The following is a 17,775-nucleotide window of genomic DNA, read 5'->3' as shown; positions in this document are numbered from 1 at the left end:
CCGCGGCCAGCACGACTAAACGATTTCCGACCGACTCAGCCGTGAGGTACAATGACACATCATCGACATCGTGAGCGCCAACGCGGTCGGGAGAGCGAACGGGAACCCCAACGGTACGGCGGTCCGCGGAAGGAAGGGAGAGAACGAGAACGGCAGGCGGGCCACCAGCGACGGTACGGGTCGAAACCGAACCGTCGGCAAGGCGGTCGGGGAGAGCAACACGAACCACATCGACGACAGCAACGACAGCAAAAAGAGCGACGCTACGGTCGCCAGCGGCAGGGACAGCGACAGCACGGGGTCGAACAGCACCGAGAGGGAGGCGAACGACGAGGTGAAATCGAACGGCAACAGGGCGGGTCCGAACGACGGCTGAGCGACGTCGAGCGAACCGTAATTCGCGGGGGGAGACAGGAACGACGACAGCGACAGGAGCGCCTACAACGGGAACGACGGTACGGAAAACGGCGACAAGGAGGGGAACGCCAGCGGCGACACGGCGGGTCACACCGGTCGGAACAGCAACGCTCGCCGACGGAGGAGCGATATCGACACCCCACCGAGCGGCGACGGCAACCGAACGAACAGCAACAACGGGGACGACGGCAACCGAACGAACAGCAACAACGGGGACGACAGCAACCGAACGAACAGCAACAACGGGGACGACAGCCACGACAATCGGAACACCAGCGACGACGGGGACAACGCCGACAACAGGAACGCCAGCAACGGCTCCAAAGACAACTGCAGGAGCGGTAAGAGCGGTAGGAACGGCAGGGGCAGTAAGAACTGGCAGGAGCGGTAAGAACGGCATGAGCGATTCGAGGACACCGCCGTCGAAACTGTCCTTGCGTTTTCAGCCAGAGTCCTCATACCGGCGACCGATGTAGCGCCGGTGGCATGATTCTCGACACGACCGCCGACGGAGGAACGCGATGACGCACATCGGCTACACCATTTCGAGCGAGGAGCACGGGCCGAACGAACTGGTCGACCACGCGGTCCGCGCAGAGCGGGCGGGATTCGAGTTCGCGTCCATCTCCGACCACTACCATCCGTGGATAAGCCAACAGGGAAACGCCCCGTTCGTCTGGTCCACGCTTGGCGGGGTCGCACGGGCGACGGACGACCTGCCGGTCGGGGTGGGGGTGAACTGCCCCATCATGCGGATGCATCCGGCCATCGTCGCGCAAGCCGCCGCCACCGCCGCGACGATGTTCGAGGGCGATTTCTTCCTCGGCGTCGGGACGGGCGAGCGCCTGAACGAACACGTCACCGGCGAGCACTGGCCCGAACACGCGGTTCGAACGGAGATGCTCGAAGAAGCGGTCGAGATTATCCGCAAACTGTGGCAGGGCGGCCAGCAGAGCTACTACGGCGACCACTTCACGGTCGAGAACGCGCGCCTCTACACGCTCCCCGAGGAACCGCCGGACATCATCGTCTCCGCCTACGGGAAGCGAGCGGCGCAAGCCGCCGCTGACCTCGGCGACGGGTTCTGGAGCGTCGGTCCGCAGGACACGGTGGAGACGTGGGAGGACGCGGGCGGCGAGGGACCGCGGTATAGTCAGATGACCGTCTGTTACGCGGAGGACGAGGAGGACGCCATCGACACGGCCCACGAGTGGTGGCCGAACAGCGCGCTCGCGGGCGAACTCAACTCGCAACTGCCGACGCCGACCCACTTCGAACAGGCGTGTGAAATGGTCACCCGCGAGGACATCGCCGAGGGGAGCATCGTGACCGACCCCGACCCGGAGACGCACATCGAGAATGTAGAGCAGTTCGCCGACGCGGGCTACGACCACGTGTACGTCCACCAAATCGGTCCCGACCAAGAGTCGTTCTTCCGGTTTTACGAGGAGGAAGTGCTACCCGAGGTCGAATGAGCGAAGCCGACGGACGCGGAGGGAGCGAATCTTCGCTCCGTCTTCGAGACCGGAGCACGGACTCGAACAGGCGCGAACGGGAAGGACAACCCTCAAGGTTTAGGTGTGCCTAATCTCGTTCGAAATGGAGTTAACGCGCCGGGACGCGCTGTCCGCCCTCGCCGCGAGCGGCGTCGCCGTCGTCGGCGGGGCGGCGCTGGTCGAATCCGACGTGTTGGAGTTCGGCGACGACGGGAAGGAGCCAGCGCTGGCGACACACGACATCGACACGCTCGTCGCGGTCGCGCGGGTCGTGTTCCCCACCGAAGTGACCGGAATCCGGGAGTTTGTGACGACCTACGCCGTCGGACGCACCGAGGACCGCCCGGGCTACCGGCGGGGAACGGCCGCCGCGATTTCGACCCTCGACACCTACGCGACCGAGTGGTACGACGGGACGTTCGTCGAACTCGACCGAGAGACGCGAAACACCCTCCTCGACGAGATGGGTGTGGCGACCGCGCGTCCCGACCCGGACGGGTCCGACGCGGCGCGGGTCCGGTACTACCTCGTCAACGACGTCCTCTTCGCGCTGTTCACCTCGCCGACCGGCGGGAAACTCGTCGGCACCGAAAATCCACAAGGGTACCCCGGCGGCCTCGACACCTACCGAGGTGGTGACGAATGACCGACCGAACCCCCTCCGAGCGTGCCGACGTCTGTGTCATCGGCGCGGGTCCGGCGGGCGCGTTGGTCGCTCACACGCTCGCGCGACGCGGCCACGATGTCGTCGTCCTCGAAGCGGGCGAGCGATTCGAATTCGAGGACCGAAAACGTCGGATGGAGCGAGCGATTCGCCCCGGCGACGACGACCGCTCGGTCTGGGACATGGGCGGGCCGCGGGACGCCTACACCTCGACCGGCGAGCAGTTCTATCCGCTGAACCGCGCCCGCGTCAAGGGGGTCGGCGGCAGCACGCTCCACTGGCAGGGAATGGTCATGCGCCTGCACGAATCCGATTTTGACGCGTGGCCCATCAGCTACGACGACCTTCGACCGTACTACGCCCGCGCCGAGTCGCAACTCGGAGTCGCGGGTGCGGACGACAACCCCTTCGCGCCGCCGCGCGAGGAACCGTTTCCCCTGCCCGCGTTCCGTCCCTCCCACAGCGATTCCATCTTCGCCGACGCGTGCGAGTCGCTCGGCGTCGCCATGCACTCCGTGCCGAACGCGCGCAACTCCGAACCGCACGACGGACGAAGCGAGTGCGTCGGCTACGGCACCTGCAAACCGGTCTGTCCCTCCGGCGCGAAGTACGGCGCCGACGTCCACGTGCGGAAGGCCGAGGAGGAAGGCGCGCGCGTCATCGACCGCGCGGCGGTGCAACGCCTAGAACACGACGACGAGGGAAAGCGCATCGAAGCCGCGGTGTATGCCGCGCCGGACCACGGGAACGGGGGAACGGGAAGCGTCGAACACCGACAGGAGGCCCGCGAGTTCGTCCTCGCCGGTGGCGGGGTGGAGATACCCCGCCTGCTTCTCCTCTCGAAATCGAAGACGTATCCCGACGGACTGGCGAACACCAGCGGCGCGGTCGGCCGCTACTTCATGGACCACCTGTACGCGGGGATGGGTGGACGAATCGACCGGCGCACCCGACAGCACCGCGTCGGCTTCATCACCAGCGAATGTCACCAGTTCTACGAGGACCCCGCGCGGGGAACGAAGGGAATCTCGGCGGCCGACGACGCCGAGTACGACCGCCTGAAACTCGAATTCTCGAACTACGCGGGACCTACGCCGGTCGGCCTCGCCCTCGACGGGGACGAGTGGGGCGACGAGCTGCTTTCGACCATCCGCGAGGAGTACGGCAACTCGGTCGGCATGGGGGCGCTCGCCGGTCAGAAACCGCGAAAGGAGAACCGAATCGCGCTCGATTCCGGAACGACCGACGACCACGGCAACCCGGTTCCTCGGATTCACTGGCGAGTCGACGAGCGGACGAAGGCGACGCTCCGCCGGGCGAACGAGATTCAGCGGGCCATCCTCGACGAACTCGGCGCGGAGGTGACGTGGCACGTCGGCCCCGAAAACACCGGCCCGGCGTTTCACCACATGGGGACGACCCGGATGGGAACCGACCCGAAAGCGAGCGTTGTGAACGCTCGCCTCCGCACCCACGACCTGCAGAACTGCACCATCGCGTCGAGCAGCGTCTTCGTCACCAGCGGGGCGATGAACCCCACTCTCACCATCGCGGCCCTCTCGCTGAAGGCCGCGGACCACGTTCACGAGCGGTTGTGAACCGTCCACGGGCGGCTATGAACTTCCCACAGGGGCCGTGAGCCGTCCGCGAGCGACTGCGAGCCGTCTTCCTCATTCCTCTTCGTCCGTAACGGGCGCGGCAGACGTCTCCGACTCCGACCGGCGGCGCAAGAGCAGGACCGCACCGCCGACCGGAACGCCGAGAACGACCAGGTACGGAAGGAGGTAGGCCGCCCCGACGACGAACGCGCGGAGCATGACGATGGCACCGTCGACCGAATCGAGGAACGCGGCGACGACACCCGTCTCGTACCACGACTTCTCGGCCGGGCTTTTCGTGTCGCTCGTCGGTTGCGGTTCGTGCATCCGCACCGTCACCGTCGAGTAGGCGACTCGCCGTTCGAGCGACTGCTGTTTCGCCTCCAGTCGTTCGATGTCGGTTTGCACGTCGGAGAGTCGCTTCTGGACCGAGAGCACCGCCTCCGTGTCGCTCGCGTTCTCGTAGAGCGCCCGGAGCTTGTCGCGCTGTGACCGGAGGTTTTCGAGGCGGGCGTTCAGGTCCACCAACCGGTCGGTAACGTCCTCTGTGCCGGTGCTCGACTCCGCCACTTCACCCGCTCGTTTGACCCGCTCGAAGAACGCCGAGAAGTTCTCCTTCGGGACGCGGAAGACGACGCTCCCGGAGGTCCACGTCTCGTTACCATCGCGGTGGACGCGCTGGGAGGAGTCGCTGACGAACCCGCCGCGTTCGCGGGCCGCGCGGGTCAGGGACCGACTCGTGTTCCCGAAGTTTTCGACCGATAGCGTGACGTTTCCGGTTCGGATGAGGGCGCGTTGCTGGACGACCAAGGCGGACTGCGGTGCCGTCCCGTCGTTCGGGCGCGCGTTCCCGGCGTCGCCGCCGTTCGAACCGCCGCCATCGTGATTCGCGCTGTCCTTCGCCGCGTCGTTCCCGCCCATTCCGGCGCATCCGGCGAGGACAACGAGGACGACCACCGAAAGGACGGCCAGTCGTCGGGGGCGTGTTGTCATGGGGTCTACTGGTAAAGCCGTGGACAAAACTGTTGGGTAGAGTGAAAGACCTGTTTCACCCTTCGGTCGCATCAACGCTCGTCCCGCTCCGCATCCACCTCCCGCGTTTCCGTCGTCCGGTTTCCCCGTCCGTACTTGCGCATGACGCAACCTATTTGGGGGCGCCGACAGTCGCTTCGGATATGTTCGTACTCGTCAATCTGAAAGCCTATCCGTGCGACCCGGTCGAAATCGCGGACGCCGCCCGCGACGTGAGCGACGACTACGGCGTCGATATCGCCGTGGCACCGCAAACCGCCCACCTCTCGCGCGTCGCCGACACGGGCGTCGAAACGTGGGGCCAACACGTCAGTCCCGTCGAACACGGAAGCCACACCGGGAGCACCCTCGCGGAGGCCGTCGCCGACGCGGGCGCGACCGGGACCATGATCAACCACTCCGAGTGCAGGCAGAAACTCGCCGACATCGACGCCGGACTCGACGCCGCCGAGCGCGTCGGCCTCGACACCACGGTCTGTGCGAACAACCCCGAGCAGGTCGGCGCGGTCGCCGCCCTCTCCCCCGACGCCGTGGCCGTCGAACCCCCGGAACTCATCGGCACCGGCACGCCCGTCAGCAAGGCCGACCCGGACATCGTGACCGACGCGGTGGCCGCCGCGGAAGCGGTCGATGAGGACGTGAGCGTCTACTGCGGCGCTGGCATCAGCACCGGCGAAGACCTCGTTGCGGCGCGGAACCTCGGCGCGGAAGGCGTCCTCCTGGCGAGCGGCGTCGCAAAGGCCGACGACCCGAAGGCCGCGCTGGAGAACCTCGTCGAACCGCTGTAATCGATTCGAACTATTCGTCGGAAACGATGACGAAGTGGTCCTTTTCCTGTCGCTCCAGCACCGATTCCTCCCGCATGCTCACGATGTAGCCCGTGACCGTCCGCTCCAGTTCGTGGGCCGCCCGGATGCGGACGAGGTTGCCGATGACCTGCGCCGAGGGCGGTTTCTGTGCCGCACCGCAGTCGTAGATGGTGAGCAGTTGGTCGCCCCGCTCGGCCTCGTAGACGATGACGTGGGCGTGTTGGGGAAGGTGCCAGCGACCCTCCTCGTCGCCCACCGCCGCCAGCTTGTTCATACCGGAACTACACGGGGCGGGGTAATCAGCGGTCCGAAGAACGAAACGGATGTTAGAAGTCGGAGAGCGACACCTGCCCGTCGCGTTTGCGTGACGTTCGATGGACTCCCTCGTCCGTCTTCTCACCATCATCCGCCGCCTCCGCCGACGATTTCGGGTCGTCCGCCGAGTCGGAGCTATCCGCCGTTCTCGACTCTCCCGTCCCGCTCGGCGCGTCGAACCCGTCGAGGCTCGTCTGGTCGCTCTCGGTGAACTGGAGGTTCGAGACGCGCACGCCGACCTTTCGAACCCGGTCGTCGTCGAACTCGGCGAGCAGGTCGAGGGCGACTTCCTCGACCAGTTCGGGGTCGTCCACCGTTCCCGGAAGCGACTGCTCGCGGGTGTGCACGTCGAACGGCGGCGTCACGACCTTCACGCCGATGGTCCGGTACATGGCGTCCCGGTCGCGGGCGCGTTCGGCGACGGCCGCCGCGAGCGTGCTGACCCGCGCGCGCTTCTCCTCGGGGTCGGTCGTCGGGTCGGTGAACGCCGATTCGCGTGAGAGGCTCTTGGGCCGTCCCGTCGGCGTCACCCGCCTGTCGTCGTCGCCGCGGGCGCGGTGGTACAGTTCGCGGCCGCGCTCGCCGAACCGGTCGACGAGCGTGCGCGGGTCGGCATCGGCCAGGTCTCCCGCCGTCTCGATTCCCATCTCGCGGAGCGTGCGGGCTGTCACGGGGCCGATGCCGTGAATCTCGGCCACGTCGAGCGGGGCGAGGAAGTCTCGCGTCGTTCCCGGTTCGACGACGACCAATCCGTCCGGTTTGTCGTGGTCGCTCGCTATCTTCGCCGCGCTCATGTTCGGCGCGACGCCGACGCTCGCCGTGACGCCGACTTCGCGCTCGATTCGGTTCTTGACGTGCCGGGCGAATCCCTCCGCGACCTCCCACGCGGTCCGTTCCGTGACGTCGAGGTACGCCTCGTCGATGCTCACCTCGCGCACCGTATCCGCACAGTCGTGGAGGATGGCACGAACGTCCGTGCTGACCGATTTGTAGAACTCGATATCGACGGGTCGGTAGTAGCCAGCCACGTCCGCTTCGTCCTCACCGTCAGCACCATCTTCGCTGTCAGCACCGCTAGAATCGGTCGAATCGCCCTCCGCCTTCCGGGGCAGTCGTTCGAGGGCGCTCCCGATTGCTTGGGCGCTTTCGACGCCGTATTCGCGGGCCTCGTAGCTCGCGGTGGCGACGGCTCCGTGGTTCTCTCCCTCCTCGTACCCCATCCCGACGACGACCGGTTCGCCGCGAAGGTCCGGTTCGCGGAGTCGCTCACAGGCCGCGTAGAAACAGTCCATATCGACGTGGAGGACGATTCGCTCCTCGCGTTCGTCTCCGACACCGGGCAAGCGTGAACCGCCGCGGTCCGACATTGACAGTCCGTTAGCGAGCCAACGGAATGAAGCTGTGCAAACCACGCCGAAAGTGGAAACCGAAGCGGAAATATCGTTTACATCTCTGGCGGCCACAAGCGATAAATACTGATCTCCGGGCTTCTACGGTCGATTCCGCTATGTTTATGGACGGATATGTGGTAGCCGTGAATACAATGGTCGCCCCCGACGAAGGACGTTCGAATGCGGATGATCGACTCAGTATCCGGGTAATCAGCGCAATCGCCGAACACGAGGGAACGACCCCCACGGAAATCAGGCCCGTTCTCTACGATATCATCGACCCCGACGCGCTCGATTCGCTCTTTTCCGCGACGCACGAGGGCGACACCCGAGCGAGCGGCAGCGTCGAATTTCGGTACGGCCCCCACGAAGTGACGGTGCACAGCGACGGTCGAATCGACATCGAGCGCGTTCGAGACGCCGACTCGCCTTCATCGACCACCGAGACCGCATCGGGAGACAACTAACGACGACCATCGTTCGGGTACGCGACCTCCAGCCGATATCGATATCGCCACTGCCTGCGCCCGAAACCGTTCGCTATCGCTTCTGACACCGGACGACCCCCGCCGCCTCTCTCGGTTCCCGAAATCGCCGATAGCTATATTACTGCCTCGCCTCTGAGAGAGTAGTAGTATACCAGTGGTCGATTCACCCAGTGATGATAGTATGGAAATTGAGATAGAGAACCTTAGTGACGACAATCCAGCGGAAACGTCTTCGACGTACGTCTTCGATATCGAGCGCGAGATGGCAAACGGACACACCTGCGCCGGGCTCGTCCGCTCCCTCGCGAGCGTCATGGACACGGAGCCGAACCGAATGCAACCGCTCCATGCCGCCGTCAACTGCGACGCCATCGACGCGCTGTTCCGAACCCGCCGCTACGGCGACGCACGGGACAACGTTTCCATCACGTTCCACTACGACGTCTACGAAGTGACCGTCAACGCGAACGGAAAAGTCGTCGTCAAGGAGTAGACCGAGTTCCCGCGGCGGACGTCCGCCGCCGAGACCATCCTCATCTCCCCATACCGATTCGTACCGACCGACCCCGAGCCGTTCACGGAGCGACTGCTTTCTTCGTGATATATCGGGGATTCGATGAACGTGCGGGTAGTTCTCCGAACTTTTTAACCCTCGACTTACTATCCACGGGGTGATGAGATATTCAGACAGGGGCACGATACGAACGACCGAACCGTTTCGGCCGTTCCGTCGCGTCCGTGCTCTTCCGGCGGTGAAAATCCCATGATGCCGTGGGGTCACGCCGCCTTCGGGTACACCCTGTACTCGCTCGGCCACCGCGTGTGGACCCGTGCGCCGCCGTCCGCACAGGCAGTGCTCGCCCTCCTCTTCGGGACCCAGTTGCCCGACCTCGTGGACAAACCCCTCTCGTGGGGACTCCACCTGTTCCCGCAAGGCTACTCCGTCGCCCACTCGGTCTTCGTGGCGATTCCGGTCGGCCTGCTGGTGCTCGCCCTCGGAGTGTACAAAAACCGCGCCACCCTCGGTGCCGCCTTCGTGGTCGGCTACTGGTCGCACCTCGTCGGCGACATCCTCATGGCCATGATGGAACACCAGCGGTCGCCGTTCGACCGCGTGCTGTGGCCCGTCGTGACCCTCCCGCCGTACGGCCACGAAGTGTCCCTGTTGGACCGCGCCTTCCACATCATCGGCACGTTTTTCCACTCGCTCTCCACCGAAAAACAGCTGCTGATACTCGGCATCTACCTCGCGCCGTACTTCCTCGTATTCCTCCTCTGGGTAGTGGACGGCGCGCCGGTCGTTGCGGAACTCAAACGCGCCGTCGTCGGGCGGTGAAGGCAGTCGGAACGGTTCCTCCTTCTCGCTTTTCGACGGTGGACGACGCGTTCAAGATGTTAGTTCGAACGTGTATAGCCCAGTAAACGTGTCGCTGGCGACGATGAAGTCCCGCTCTTCGTTGTATTCCGTTTTCCACGCCATGGGTGCCTTGCCGAGTTGCGAGACTTCGTCGTTCACCCTGATATCGCTCACACCGTCGTCGGTCCGATATCGATCGACGGGAGTCGGAGTCGTCGGGTCGGTGATATCGTACACCACCACTCCCTCGTGCCAGTCGGCGCTGGCAACGAGCGTGGCCTCACCCTTCGGGACGATATCGAAGTGGTGGCCCGTCCAATCGAAGCGTTCGGCGTACTCGTCTTCCATCCGTCGAGCGTTCGGTGAGACGGTAAATCCGACCGGGACCGGATTCTTCAGCGACCCGTTTTTCCACCCGATATCGAAGACGTGTTTTCCGCCCGGGACTCCCTGCGGGCGCTCGTCTCCCAAAACGAGCAGATCGCGTCGCGGGTCGAAGTGACCGTGATGTGCCGCTCCAAACGCTTCCTCGCCGACGTTGGCTTCGTCGTACGATTTCCGCTTCGTATAGTCGAACCGTCCGATCTCGGTCGGATTTCTCGGGTCGCTCACATCGTAGATGATGAAACCGATGAACTGTCCCGACTGGTACGCACAGCAGAGTAGGTCCCGCTCCGGGTCCACGTTGATGTCGTGACCCGCCCCCTGTGGACCGTACTCTCCGAGCTTTCGCGGGGATGTCGGGTTCGAAACGTCATACACGTCGAACCCGTTGCTTTCCAATCCGTAGTTCATCGTATAGAGCACCGGCTTCGTCGGGTGCGGTCGGACGTTGTGCGACTTGCCGTCCGAAACGGACCCGACGACGGTGGGATTTGTCGGTGTTCCGGCGGAGAAACCGTAGTCGACGATTTCGAAGTTCCCGGACCACGTTTTCTCTATCGCTCGATGATACAGCCCGTTTCGGGAGTCGAACTTGACGTCTATATTCGGTGCATCGTTCGAGTTGCCGAGATAGTGAACTTGTTTCAGCGATGACGAATCGCTGACATCGACCAGAACTGTCCCGGTTGTCCCCCATTTGGTTCCGACGACGGCGTATTTTCCGTCCTTCCGAACCGACACTTCAGAATAGCCACCGCTCGGGGAGGACCCCGCCGAAAGGTGTGCCTGTCCTCGTTTCCGCAACGAGAGCCGACTGACGTCGGTCGCTTCGTCACCGCCATCCGACGTGTTCTTCCCCCGTTGTCGTTTTTGGATTACATCTTTTATCGTCGAACACCCGGCGAGGGCCGACCCCACGAGGACAGCGCCAGAACGGCGAAGTACCCGACGGCGAGTTCGTGTATCGCGTAGGGGTTTCATCGTGAGTGACTCACGTATGGATGAACAAACGACCGACTCGCTATTTGTTATGCGCCGTCTGAAAGCGATGCTAGAATCCCAGTTCGCGTTTGAACGAATTCGCTATCCGCTATCGATTATTTATTATGATTGGAACCTTCGCTGCGCTCGTCGTGTGGTTCGCGGTAAAATGGGGTCGGAGGGATTTGAACCCCCGATCGACTGATATCTCCGGTGCGCCTCGGAACTCCAGAGGGTCGTCAACGCGGGCGATGATCAGTCACCCGCTCGGTATATCAGCTGGAGTTTCGTCCCGGGCGCGTAGCCTCTGGAGTCAGTCGCCATCCCTGGCTTGGCCACGACCCCGCGAACGGTGATTGGTCGAAACGACCTAAAGGGGTTTCGATTTCTACTCCTCTCGCGTCCCCCAATCGCAGTCCTGGCATTTATACCCCGTAACGAACGCCGTCACGCTCGGCATGTACCCGACCGAGAGCACGTCGCCGCCGCACTCGGGGCACTCGCGCTCTGCATCCCGAATGCTGTCGGCTTCCATCACGGTGTCGTCTTCTATCAGTTCGGCCAGCCGCTTCGGCGTGACCATCCGCCCTTGCACGACGCGATTGTCCGGCATGTCAGAACCACGGCGACGGAGCGGGAAAAACGTTACAGCCGCGAACCGAGAAACAGAGAAAATCGAAGCTCGGCTTACAGCCACGGACGGCGTTCGTCGCCGTCCTCTTCGCCGGGGTAGCCGTAGGCCGCCGAGGAGTCCTCGCCCTCGGTGAGTTCGGCGTTCTCGCCGCCGTCCGTCACCGCGGTGCCGTCGGCGGGTGCCGGTTCTGCCGGGGCGTCCGCCGATGCGTCCGCGTGCGCGTCGTCGAGGTCGTCCGGGACGTGTTCGCCGGGGTCGAGCGCCAGCATGCTGGTGACCGCGAGGACGGCCAGTGGGGCGCGACCCGGCGCGAAGCCGAGTATCGACAGGGGCAGGACGCCCAGCGCGACCGCGCTGCCGAAGCGGAAGCGGTCGATGTCCACGATGCCGCGGAGCCACGGCGAGGTGAGCGCGATGGCGAGCGCGAACGCGACGCCCGTACCGGCCGCCGCGACGGCGGGGAGGATTTGGGTCGCTTCGATGGCCTTCACCTCGAAGCCCGAGGGTTGCAGGCTGGCGAGCAGGCCGAAACCGATGATGATTCCGGGGCTCGGCAGAACCTCGCCGATGCGCGCACTCGCGGTCTTCGCCGCGATTGCGGCGATGACCAGCGCGGCGAAGCGCTCGAAGGTCTCCATCTTCAACGCGCTCGCGATGGTCGGCGCGAACGCGGCCTCGATGCCAGCGATGGCGATGAGGACGACGCCGACCGCGAGAACGGACGTGGCCTGCTCACGCGGGGTGCCGTCCATCTCGGCGAGGATGACCGCGACGGTCGCGCTACCGCCGAAGACGAGCAGGCCGACCTGGATGATGCCGACCGGCGAACTCAGCGCTCCGGCGAGAACCATCGCGGGGAAGATGCCGTCCACGAGGGGAAGCCCCATGACGGTCGCCAGCAGCTTCGTCGCGCCGCCTACTTGCCGCTCGAGGCGATAGGCGACTGGGTGTTGGGAGCTGCTCATCGACTAGTGACTATAACCCTGACCCGTGGGCGAAGGGTGATGGTACCTGCGGTGCGACCGGTGATGCGAATTCGGTCGAAGATTCCCCGCAAGCGGTTTTCCTACCAGTGTTGTGCACAGTTTTGCAAAGATTGCAATCGGAGCGAAAGAGTCGCTGCTCGTCCGACCTGCAATACGCTGTGCCATGAGACTGGTAGAGTCCATATTTACGAATATTGTCGTTTGTTGCTTAAGTGTTGTGTGACAGATGCCCCCATGCAACGCGAAATGGACACGAAAACTGCCGACACGCCTTTCCTTTTTTGTCAAATACACTCATTCGCCAACTGTTCCTAAGTGGCAATATATGCCACTTTCGGCCGATGGCGCGCAAATAGACACATGTGTGTATAAAATCCAACGCTTACCACGTCAGTCAAGCACAATCTCGCAACGTTTTTCAGTAACCGCTTCGTTCGGATTACATGGCGAAAGATTCTCACCACGACGGGCCGTTTTCCGAGAAACTCCGCGTACCGGAGGCGCTCACCTTCGACGACGTACTTTTGCGCCCGAAGGAGAGCCGCGTCGAACCGGACGACGCCGACGTGAAATCGCGCGTTTCGAAGAACGTCGAACTCAACGTGCCGGTCCTCTCCGCCGCGATGGACACCGTTACGGAAAGCGAGATGGCCATCGAGATGGCCCGACAGGGTGGTCTCGGCGTCCTCCATCGAAACATGGAGGTCGATACGATGGTCGACGAAATCGAACGGGTCAAACGCGCGGACGAACTCATCATCCGCGACGTCGTGACCGCGAATCCCGAACAGACCGTCCGAGAAGTGGACGGCATGATGGCGCGGCAAGGAGTCAGCGGCGCACCCGTCGTCGACGACGACGACGAAGTGCTCGGCATCATTTCGGGCACCGACATTCGACCCTACCTCGAAGTCGGTGACAAGGACGAAGTACGCGAAGCGATGACCGATGAAGTCATCACCGCGACGGAAACCGTGACCGCCCGGGAAGCCCTCGAACTGATGTACGAGCACAAAATCGAGCGCGTCCCAATCGTGGACGAGGAAAACCACCTCACCGGCCTCGTCACGATGCAGGGCGTCCTCCAGCGCCGCGAGTACGGCGAGGCGGTCCGCGACGAAGACGGTCACCTCCGCGTGGGCGTCGCCGTCGGCCCGTTCGAAACCGACCGTGCGGTCGCCGCCGACGAAGCGGGGGCCGACGTGCTCTTCATCGACTGCGCCCACGCGCACAACCTGAACGTCATCGACGGCGCGCGAGAAATCAAGGAATCCGTGGACGCCGACGTCGTCGTCGGCAACATCGGCACGCGCGAAGCGGCGGAGGACATCGTTGACTTCGCCGACGGCCTCAAGGTCGGTATCGGCCCCGGAAGCATCTGCACGACCCGCGTCGTGAGCGGGTCCGGCATGCCCCAAATCACCGCCATCTCGCAAGTGGCCGACGTGGCGACCCAACACGACGTTCCCGTCATCGCCGACGGCGGCATCCGATACTCCGGCGACGCCATCAAGTCCATCGCGGCGGGCGCGGACGCGGTGATGCTCGGGTCGTACTTCGCGGGAACCGACGAGGCCCCCGGCCGCGTCATCACCATCGAAGGCAAGAAGTACAAACAGTACCGCGGCATGGGAAGCGTCGGCGCGATGAAGAGCGGCGACGGCAGCCGCTACCTGAAAGACGACCCGCAGGACGAAGACGAGTACGTCCCCGAAGGCGTCGAGGCGGCCAAACCGTACAAGGGAACCCTCGAAAGCGAACTCCACCAGCTCGTCGGTGGCATGCAGTCCGGCATGGGCTACGTCGGCGCGGAGACGATTCCGGCGTTCAAGGAACGCTCCGAGTTCGTCCGCATCTCGCCCGCCGGTCAGCAGGAGAGCCACGCCCACGACGTGATGATTACCGACGAAGCGCCGAACTACAGCCCCGGCGAATAAGAGAGTCGTTCACACACGTCAATTTTTGTCGCATCTGTTCGAAAATAGCAGCTATGCAGACGTTTCTCCGATTACAGTACGAGAAACCCGACGAACTCCCGTCCGAATTCGGGCACGACATTCGAACACCCGAATCGTTCGTGGAGGAGTTCGTCACGGAGTTTTCGAAAGACGGTGACACCGTTCTCGACCCCTTTGCTGGGTTCGGAACGACGATGAAGGTCACTGAAGAGTTGAACCGAGTTCCCTACGGCGTCGAATACGAGGAAGACAGGGTTTCATTCATCCGTGACCGGATCGAACACGGGGAGAACGTCGTCCACGGCACCGTCTTCGACCTTCCTGCTTACGACTTACCGACCGCCGATCTCTGTCTCACCTCACCGCCGTACATGGCCGAAGAAGGGGAGACCAACCCGTTTCAGAACTACACTGGAGAGGGCAGTTACGAGGAGTATCTGGCAGATTTCCGCCGCGCTTTCGCTACCGTCAAAGAGTGTCTGGCAAGCGACGCTCACCTCCTCGTCGATATTTCTAACTTGAAAAACGACGGGAACGTAACGACGTTGGTGTGGGACGCTGGGAGAATTCTCTCGGACCAATACCACTTTGAGGGAGAAATCGTGGTCGGGTGGGACGCGTCCGATACGGGTGAAAGAGACGGGAACTACGATTACGGCTACGACCACAACTACTGTCTCGTGTTTCGAAACGAGAAATAACGGATAGCGCCCGTACTGTGTACTCGGGCAGCGCCAGCCGAACCACCTCGTCAGCGCGCGACAGGAGGAAGGACGGGTTGTGCAATACGATCCAATCGGACGGCGCGCGATGGCGTACGCCAGTGCGCCCGCGCGAGAGACGACTGAACGGAGTGAGGGAGTCGGTTGGGGAGGGTGTGGTGCGGTAGCGGTGTGGTCGCGGACGGGACTTCTGAAAGGCTTCGCCTTTCAACTCCCCGCTCATGCCTTGCGGGGATGAAAGGGGCCGTCCGTTCGCGCTTACGTGGTCGCTTGCGCGGGCCACTATTATTGGCCGGGCGGGGGCTTTCGAAGTAGTCGTCTCGGTGGCTGCAATCGCAACAAAATCAGAATTCGAATCAAAATCAACGCGGTCTACCGCGGTTCCATCCCGTCGTCCTCAAATCACCGCGACAGCCACAACTCACGAAGTAGTTCGTGGCAAAAACGGGCCGGGCGCGATTTGAACACGCGACCGTCTGATTAAGAGTCAGACGCTCTGCCTAACTGAGCTACCGGCCCAACGCATTCGGAAAAAGTCGGGTGGGACGTAAATACGTTTCCTTTCGGACTGCGGTCTTCGGGTTTGGCCGAGAAACGAACGACCCCGAGTGACCCGCAGGGGTCAGTAATCACCGAGAACGCCGAGTTTCCGCGCGCGGCGCTGACAGAGGGTGAACGCTACGTAACCGACGACGGTGTACACCACGGCGACGCCGACCAGAATACCGAGGTCGGTCGGGTCGATGTTCCAGAGGGACGTTCCGTTCTGCATCGACTGGCGGAGCAGATAGCTCCCGAGCGAGAGGGGGAGGAACTTCGCCAGCGGCACGTCCGTCACGGGTGCCGAGAGCAGGCCGATGAAGACGAACTGCATCAACTGGAAGGCCGCGCTGATTCGTTTGTAGAGCAACGCGAGGCCGCCTAACGCGAACCCGAGTCCGATGGCCGACGCGATGGTCAGAATCCCGAGCGGGATGACGGTCACGAAGTCGATGATGAGCGTCTCGCCCGTCGTCACCAACATCAACACGAGGATGAGACTACCCCACACGAAACTCCACAGCAGGTTGACCACGGTCTGAATCGTGATGACGCGCCCGATGCCGAACGGCGTCATGTACAGCTGTTCGAGCGTCCCCCACTGCGCTTCCTGCGTCATCGTCTGTGCCAGACTGGAGAACGCTATCTGCGTCATGGTGAACAGGAAAAAGCCGACGATGATGCCGCCGAGCGAGTCGTTCAGGGACCGACCGGCGACCGCCTGCCCGCCGAAGAAGATGAGCAAGAAGAGGATGTAGATGGTGCCGATTTGTGCGACCGTGTTGACGATGTAGCGTTTGAGCAGGATGTACGACTTGATGAAGTTGCCGCGAAAGAGGACGTAGTTGCTCATCCGCTTCCCTCCAGCATGTTGTCTCCGTCATCCCCGGTTATCGTGAGGAACACCTCTTCGAGGTCGGATTCGTTCGACGAGACGGATTCGATGGCGACGCCGCCGTCGCGGAGGATATCCACGACGTCGTACAGTCGTCGTGGCGTTTCGACGGCGACGGTGAACTCGGTGCGGTTGTCGGACGTCTTCCACCGGCTGGTTTCGTAGGTCCCCTCGACGGTTTCCCGGTGGGAATCCGGCAGACGACCTTCGAGCACGACCCGATAGGTCCGCGTATCGAACAGGTCCGAGAGCGCGTCCACGGGGCGATCGACGACGATTGACCCCTCGTTCATGATGATAACGCGGTCGCACAAGCTCTGTACGACGTCCATGTTGTGACTGCTGACGACGATGGTTCGGTCGTGTTCGTCGACGAGCGTCCGCAAGTCGCGTTGGAGGTCGCGGGCCGCCTCCACGTCGAGTCCGAGCGTCGGTTCGTCCATGAAGACGACCGGCGTATCGCGCGCCAAGGAGATGGCGAGCGAAACCTTCTGTTTCATCCCCCGCGAGAGGTCCTTGACGACCTCGTTCGCCTTGTCGGTGAGCCGCAACTGCTCCAACAACTCGTCGTGTTGGTCTCGAACCGTCTTCGGGTGGATTCCCTGCAAACTGGCGAAGTAGTCGAGGTTTTCCCGCACCGTCAACCGCCAGTACGCGTTTCGATTGCCTTCGAGGACCGCGCTGACGTTCTCGTACGCGCCTCGGTAATCGTCGTGAACGTCGACGCCGTTGATGTGAACCGACCCGTCCGTCGGAATCAGCAGTCCGAGCGTGGACTTGATGGTCGTCGTCTTCCCCGCCCCGTTCGGTCCGAGAAGCCCCACGATGGTGCCGGACTCGATGTCGAACGAGACGTCATCGACGGCGGTGATGGCGTCTCCATCCCGCGTCGAATACTCCTTTGTCAGATGTTCCACACTCACGGCGATTTCGCCCGTGGCCGAATCGGACGGCGAAGGAGTGTGGTCCGTGTCCATTTCGAGCGTGCCCATTAGTACCAAAGAGGTTTAGTGACGTTACTTTTGAAAGTTTCGATGGTGAATACGATTCTCCCACCGAGTGATTAAAACAGTGCATCGGGCTGGTTTCAGCGGCGCTCCGGGAGGAT

19 protein-coding genes and 2 tRNA genes are annotated in these 17,775 nt (G+C 63.1%); 10 read left to right on the top strand and 11 right to left on the bottom strand.

The window, feature by feature from the left end:
• The first annotated feature begins 70 nt into the window (after window positions 1-70).
• Window positions 71-376, top strand: a complete 306-nt coding sequence (locus OPC11_RS06990; protein WP_264781452.1) for a hypothetical protein — start codon at window positions 71-73, stop codon at window positions 374-376.
• A 128-nt stretch (window positions 377-504) separates the two neighbouring features.
• On the opposite strand, the gene OPC11_RS06985 is transcribed toward OPC11_RS06990, so the two are convergent.
• Complete coding sequence (locus OPC11_RS06985) at window positions 505-747, bottom strand: hypothetical protein (RefSeq protein ID WP_264781451.1); 243 nt, start codon at window positions 745-747, stop codon at window positions 505-507.
• A 191-nt stretch (window positions 748-938) separates the two neighbouring features.
• On the opposite strand from OPC11_RS06985, the gene OPC11_RS06980 reads away from it, so the two are divergent.
• From OPC11_RS06980 to OPC11_RS06970, 3 genes are all read left to right on the top strand, one after another.
• Window positions 939-1,892, top strand: coding sequence for a TIGR03557 family F420-dependent LLM class oxidoreductase (locus tag OPC11_RS06980; protein ID WP_007979121.1), 954 nt, complete (start codon window positions 939-941; stop codon window positions 1,890-1,892).
• A 124-nt stretch (window positions 1,893-2,016) separates the two neighbouring features.
• Window positions 2,017-2,559, top strand: a complete 543-nt coding sequence (locus OPC11_RS06975; RefSeq protein ID WP_264781450.1) for a gluconate 2-dehydrogenase subunit 3 family protein — start codon at window positions 2,017-2,019, stop codon at window positions 2,557-2,559.
• Window positions 2,556-4,175 (top strand): GMC family oxidoreductase, encoded by a 1,620-nt coding sequence (locus tag OPC11_RS06970; RefSeq protein WP_264781449.1) that lies wholly within the window; start codon window positions 2,556-2,558, stop codon window positions 4,173-4,175. The genes OPC11_RS06975 and OPC11_RS06970 overlap by 4 nt, the downstream gene beginning before the upstream one ends.
• 72 nt (window positions 4,176-4,247) lie before the next feature.
• Here the strand turns inward: OPC11_RS06970 and OPC11_RS06965 are convergent, their stop codons facing one another.
• On the bottom strand, window positions 4,248-5,168 hold the full coding sequence (locus OPC11_RS06965; protein ID WP_264781448.1) for a DUF4349 domain-containing protein: 921 nt from the start codon (window positions 5,166-5,168) through the stop codon (window positions 4,248-4,250).
• A gap of 182 nt (window positions 5,169-5,350) precedes the next feature.
• On the opposite strand from OPC11_RS06965, the gene tpiA reads away from it, so the two are divergent.
• A complete protein-coding gene (gene tpiA / locus OPC11_RS06960) occupies window positions 5,351-5,995 on the top strand; it encodes a triose-phosphate isomerase (RefSeq protein ID WP_264781447.1) in 645 nt (214 codons plus the stop codon).
• A gap of 10 nt (window positions 5,996-6,005) precedes the next feature.
• On the opposite strand, the gene OPC11_RS06955 is transcribed toward tpiA, so the two are convergent.
• Both OPC11_RS06955 and OPC11_RS06950 read right to left on the bottom strand, forming a co-directional pair.
• Window positions 6,006-6,290 (bottom strand): hypothetical protein, encoded by a 285-nt coding sequence (locus OPC11_RS06955; RefSeq protein ID WP_069452394.1) that lies wholly within the window; start codon window positions 6,288-6,290, stop codon window positions 6,006-6,008.
• A gap of 52 nt (window positions 6,291-6,342) precedes the next feature.
• On the bottom strand, window positions 6,343-7,698 hold the full coding sequence (locus tag OPC11_RS06950) for a DNA polymerase IV (RefSeq protein WP_264781446.1): 1,356 nt from the start codon (window positions 7,696-7,698) through the stop codon (window positions 6,343-6,345).
• 176 nt (window positions 7,699-7,874) lie between these two features.
• Here OPC11_RS06950 and OPC11_RS06945 point away from each other — a divergent pair, with 176 nt between their 5' ends.
• The 3 genes from OPC11_RS06945 (at window position 7,875) to OPC11_RS06935 (ending at window position 9,546) form a co-directional block, all read left to right on the top strand.
• Window positions 7,875-8,189 carry a HalOD1 output domain-containing protein gene (locus OPC11_RS06945; RefSeq protein WP_007979106.1) on the top strand — a complete coding sequence of 105 codons (315 nt, stop codon included), beginning with the start codon at window positions 7,875-7,877 and terminating at the stop codon, window positions 8,187-8,189.
• A 202-nt stretch (window positions 8,190-8,391) separates the two neighbouring features.
• Window positions 8,392-8,703 carry a HalOD1 output domain-containing protein gene (locus tag OPC11_RS06940; protein ID WP_007979105.1) on the top strand — a complete coding sequence of 104 codons (312 nt, stop codon included), beginning with the start codon at window positions 8,392-8,394 and terminating at the stop codon, window positions 8,701-8,703.
• Window positions 8,704-8,973: 270 nt separating this feature from the next.
• On the top strand, window positions 8,974-9,546 hold the full coding sequence (locus OPC11_RS06935) for a metal-dependent hydrolase (RefSeq protein WP_007979104.1): 573 nt from the start codon (window positions 8,974-8,976) through the stop codon (window positions 9,544-9,546).
• A 51-nt stretch (window positions 9,547-9,597) separates the two neighbouring features.
• On the opposite strand, the gene OPC11_RS06930 is transcribed toward OPC11_RS06935, so the two are convergent.
• From OPC11_RS06930 to OPC11_RS06915, 4 genes are all read right to left on the bottom strand, one after another.
• Complete coding sequence (locus OPC11_RS06930) at window positions 9,598-10,932, bottom strand: hypothetical protein (protein ID WP_264781445.1); 1,335 nt, start codon at window positions 10,930-10,932, stop codon at window positions 9,598-9,600.
• 170 nt (window positions 10,933-11,102) lie between these two features.
• Window positions 11,103-11,277, bottom strand: a tRNA-Trp gene (locus tag OPC11_RS06925).
• Between the two features lie 43 nt (window positions 11,278-11,320).
• Complete coding sequence (locus tag OPC11_RS06920) at window positions 11,321-11,545, bottom strand: DUF5795 family protein (RefSeq protein ID WP_018128679.1); 225 nt, start codon at window positions 11,543-11,545, stop codon at window positions 11,321-11,323.
• A gap of 74 nt (window positions 11,546-11,619) precedes the next feature.
• Entirely contained in the window at window positions 11,620-12,531 is a 912-nt protein-coding gene (locus OPC11_RS06915; RefSeq protein ID WP_264781444.1) for a DUF5794 domain-containing protein, read from the bottom strand.
• A gap of 464 nt (window positions 12,532-12,995) precedes the next feature.
• On the opposite strand from OPC11_RS06915, the gene guaB reads away from it, so the two are divergent.
• Window positions 12,996-14,489 (top strand): IMP dehydrogenase, encoded by a 1,494-nt coding sequence (gene guaB, locus OPC11_RS06910; protein WP_007979094.1) that lies wholly within the window; start codon window positions 12,996-12,998, stop codon window positions 14,487-14,489.
• A 53-nt stretch (window positions 14,490-14,542) separates the two neighbouring features.
• The gene (locus OPC11_RS06905) at window positions 14,543-15,211 is read left to right on the top strand and encodes a site-specific DNA-methyltransferase (RefSeq protein ID WP_264781443.1); all 669 of its coding nucleotides are present in this window, start codon (window positions 14,543-14,545) and stop codon (window positions 15,209-15,211) included.
• 466 nt (window positions 15,212-15,677) lie between these two features.
• Here the strand turns inward: OPC11_RS06905 and OPC11_RS06900 are convergent.
• The 3 genes from OPC11_RS06900 to OPC11_RS06890 all read right to left on the bottom strand — a co-directional run bounded on the left by OPC11_RS06900 (window position 15,678) and on the right by OPC11_RS06890 (window position 17,659).
• Window positions 15,678-15,751, bottom strand: a tRNA-Lys gene (locus OPC11_RS06900).
• 103 nt (window positions 15,752-15,854) lie between these two features.
• On the bottom strand, window positions 15,855-16,625 hold the full coding sequence (locus OPC11_RS06895) for an ABC transporter permease (RefSeq protein ID WP_264781442.1): 771 nt from the start codon (window positions 16,623-16,625) through the stop codon (window positions 15,855-15,857).
• The gene (locus OPC11_RS06890; RefSeq protein WP_264781441.1) at window positions 16,622-17,659 is read right to left on the bottom strand and encodes an ABC transporter ATP-binding protein; all 1,038 of its coding nucleotides are present in this window, start codon (window positions 17,657-17,659) and stop codon (window positions 16,622-16,624) included. Before OPC11_RS06890 ends, OPC11_RS06895 begins: the two co-directional genes overlap by 4 nt.
• Between the last annotated feature and the right edge of the window lie 116 nt (window positions 17,660-17,775).

The sequence above is a fragment of the Haladaptatus sp. T7 genome, from assembly GCF_026008575.1.
Taxonomy (GTDB): Archaea; Halobacteriota; Halobacteria; order Halobacteriales; family Haladaptataceae; genus Haladaptatus; species Haladaptatus paucihalophilus.
Note: the sequence above shows the minus strand (reverse complement) of the source record. Positions and strands in the feature narration are given on the sequence as shown.